2 protein-coding genes are annotated in these 3,971 nt (G+C 36.5%); both read left to right on the forward strand.

Going from position 1 to position 3,971, the window contains the following annotated elements; genetic code table 11:
* Positions 1-608 precede the first annotated feature (608 nt).
* Positions 609-1,145 (forward strand): efflux RND transporter permease subunit, encoded by a 537-nt coding sequence (locus CN326_RS25310; protein WP_255258202.1) that lies wholly within the window; start codon positions 609-611, stop codon positions 1,143-1,145.
* 53 nt (positions 1,146-1,198) lie between these two features.
* Positions 1,199-3,628, forward strand: a complete 2,430-nt coding sequence (locus CN326_RS23495) for an efflux RND transporter permease subunit (RefSeq protein WP_255258203.1) — start codon at positions 1,199-1,201, stop codon at positions 3,626-3,628.
* Positions 3,629-3,971 lie beyond the last annotated feature (343 nt).

Genomic DNA, 3,971 nt, shown 5'->3' on the forward strand with positions numbered 1-3,971 from the left:
ATGACTCGTCTTTTTTGTGTATTTTTATCATTATAAAATAACACTGAATTTCTTAATAAAGGAACTCAGCTTTATTTTATCGAAATAGACGAACCAAGTGGTCATGAAAAAATCTATCAAAACAGGAAATCATTCTTCATTTCTATAAAACATATCAGAAATATCCTTCATTTTTACTAAGAGACCTCGTATTCCAAAGCGTATTAAATTTTCTATGAAAGAAATTAAATACATTCTTTTTCCCAAAAAACAGCATGAAATCAAATATTGATAAATCATTTGTGTGGATTGGCAATCTCAAAGAGGTATGTGTGCCTCCTGCTTACGGAAAGTGTAAAATGCACAATCCTTTTTGTCATGTTTAGAACATGACTTTTTACACTGCTATATAGAAGTAATTTTCTGTATACTTAGCGCTGTGTGATTTGATATAGGTCTTTGGGCTGAGTTTAGAATCCATCATGGGGTTGATGTGGAATGAAAGGAAAAAAATACAATTACAAAAAGGTGAAGAGAATATAAGTAGGGGAGGATTACGGTTTATAGAGATTATGTAAGAAAGATTATTTTCCTTAGTACAAAGGGATGGGAGGAATGACGGTGGGGTCGTGGATTCGCTTTTCTTTAAAAATGTAGGTGTTGTCTTTCTTGCGATGATTTTTATTGTTGTTGGGGGATTATATTCTATTAAAACAATAGAGATGGAAGAAATGCCAAACGTTGATATTCCGTATATGGTTGTGCAAGTCCCTTATATGGGTGCCACGCCAGAGCAAGGATTAAATGATATAGGAAAACCGCTAGAAACTGCATTTTCTAGTATTCAAAAGCTTGATAATTTATATATTGAAGCTCATAGCAACATGGTAGTTGCTATTTTAGGATTTGATATGGCCAGGAAGATGGATGAGGCTGAAAAAGATGTGACGAGTGCAGTTGCATCTCTAAAATTACCAGAGGATGCAGGGAAACCTGTCGTTATGAAAGATGGACCTTCGCAGATGCCAATATTTACTTTCGCGCTTTCTTCAGACAATGCTAAGCAGGCGGATATTTCACAATATGTAAACGATCGGATTAAACCGACTTTGTCTACTGTTGAAAATATCGGCAAGGTGGATGTGTCAGGTGAAACCGAAAAGTAATTGTCTATTAGACTTGATGTTGAAAAAATGAAAGAAAAAAGATTACTTATGACATAGTAAAGCAAGCACTTTTAGCACACAATTTTTCTTTTCCAGCAGGTCAGGTGAGTATTAATGAAAAAACATTAAATGTTCAAGCTGATTACAAACTTAAATCGCTTACTGACGTGAACAATATGAAAATGGCAGTACCAAGTGCTGGGGGAGTACAAACAGTTAAATTGTCAGATATAGCAACTGTAGAGTATGGAAGTAAAACAGAAACTGTATATACGAGATTAAAAGACACGCCTGCAGTTCTTGTATCTGTTAAAGCGCAGCCAGGAGCTAATGCGGTGGAAGTGGTCAAACAAATTAACCAAAAACTATCTGATCTACAATTACCAGAGGGTTATAAACTGACAAAGTTGTATGACAGCTCAAAGCAGGTAGAAAAATCAGTTAATAGTATGCTTAGGGAAGTGTTGCTAGGTACATTGTTTGCTGTCATTGTGACATTTGTATTCTTGCGTAATATAAGAGCTACAATTGTAGCTGTGCTATCAATTCCGCTGTCTGTTTTAGCAGCGATGATTACGATGAAGTATTTACACTATAGTTTGAATATGATGACGCTAGCTGGTATTGCAGTAGCTGTTGGTCGAGTAATTGATGATTCTATCGTAGTCATTGAAAACATCTATCGCAGAACGTTAAGTAGCGCAAAGCGTGATGTAAACATGGTGTTAGCAGCTGCTAAAGAAGTTGGTGGTGCGGTTACATCTTCAACAATTACGACTATGGCAGTATTTGGTCCACTTTCATTCGTTCCGGGAATTGTTGGCAAGTTCTTTGCTCAGTTCGGAATTACGGTTATTGTTGCACTTGCTTTTTCTTTACTTGTTTCGTTAACAGTTGTCCCTTTACTTGCTAAATTTTTCTTGCTACGTTTGAAGCATAAGGAAGCGAAAGAAACAATATTGCAGAGAACATATCGGCGTGTGCTGAGCTGGACGATTCAGAAAAAGATGATTACACTCTTTCTCGCTTTTGTCGTATTTGTTTCATCTTTAGGGCTTGTGCCGCTGATCCCGAAAAACTTTTTACCAGAAGAAAAGGCGGCTTCATATAATCCGACGGCAGATTTACCTGTTGGAACATCACTTGACAAAGCTAATGGTGTAGCTAAAGATATGGAAAGTATTCTTAGTAAACAAGTGAGTGTGAAAAGCTATCAAACGATTGTTTCAGGAGAAAGAATTCGTTTGTCTATTGATTTGAAGGATGATATGACGAAAGAAGGAATAACGACTTTTGAAAAAGACGTAAAAGAAAAGATGAAAAATCTAGGAACGGGCATCGAAACAGCTTTGACACCGATTGGTATAACAGGAGGAGGACAATTTGTTCTTATTGTGGAAGGTGGAAATGCTAAGGATTTGGAGACTGCCGGGAATAAGATTGTAGAGAAGATAAAGGATATAAAGGGCTTGTCGAATGTGAAAACAAATTTATCTGCTGTAAAACCGCAACTTAATTTGTCAATTGATGAAGAAAAAGCAGTGGAAAAAGGTTTGAATCCGATGATGATTGCTGCTTTTGTAAGAGGGAATATTGCTGGTGAAAGTGTTACGACAGTCCAATTAGACGGAAAAACGACTTCAGTGAATCTAGGATTGAAAAATGATAATCTTACATCTATTGAAAGCATTACGAATCAAATTATTATGAGTCCTACTGGGCAACAGGTAAAATTGTCGGATGTAGCCACCCTCTCTGAAGCACCGGGACCTACTGCCTTGTATCGCTTAAATCAGCAAGAGTATGTACAAGTAAGTGCAAGATTTACAACGGATAATGTATCTGGTGTGCAAGCTGAGGTAGATAAACGTTTAAAAGATTCAGATTTGCCAAAAGGTATTAAGTATCGCTCTGAAGGACAGTCACAAGCTATGAATGAAGGGTTCCAAAATATGATTATTGCTATGGGGATTGCTGTTGTACTTGTCTTTGTTGTGATGCTAGTGACATTTGGAAATGCAATGGCTCCGTTTGCAATTCTATTTTCTTTACCATTTCTTTTTACAGGTGGTTTGCTTGGTCTATACCTTACGAAAGAACCTTTAGGTATGCCGGCATTGGTTGGGTTTCTTATGTTAATTGGAATTGTTGTAACGAATGCTATTGTGTTGATGGATCGTGTTATGCAAAATGAAAAACAAGGAATGGCTATAAAAGAAGCTTTATTAGAAGCAGGGGTAACAAGACTTCGTCCGATTTTAATGACGGCTCTTGCTACAATAGGTGCACTTACACCGTTGGCGTTGTCGACCGAGGGAGGGCTTATTTCTCGTTCTCTTGCTATCATTGTAATTTCTGGCTTACTAACATCTACGCTTTTAACATTAGTCATAGTCCCGACTGCATACTACGTGATGAGTAGGTTGAAATGGAATTTTACAATAAAAAAAAGAGTTTCGAAGGCGAAAAAAGAAACAGCATAAAAAACTAAGGGGACGGGAGAAAGTATTCTGTTCCCTTAGTTTTTTTATAAATAAAGAGGATAGCTTCATGAAAATATATAGGCGGTAGAATCGATGAGACAGTCATTGCTATTTGGTAGATTAGTTGGGAAAAGATTTTAGGTTAACAATGAAATGGAACATGTATGAAGAAAAAACAAAAAATATATTGATTTTGTGGAAGTAAGGGTATATTATATTAAAAGTCGCTGATGCAACAGAGCAGAAAGCGAAAACGAAATAAAAAACTTAGTTGACATTGAAAAACAAAGATGTTAACATAAGGAAGTCGCAATTAAGCGGCGAACAAGTTCTTTGAAAACTG

The organism is Bacillus sp. AFS018417, assembly GCF_002560985.1.
Classification (GTDB): domain Bacteria; phylum Bacillota; class Bacilli; order Bacillales; family Bacillaceae_G; genus Bacillus_A; species Bacillus_A rhizoplanae.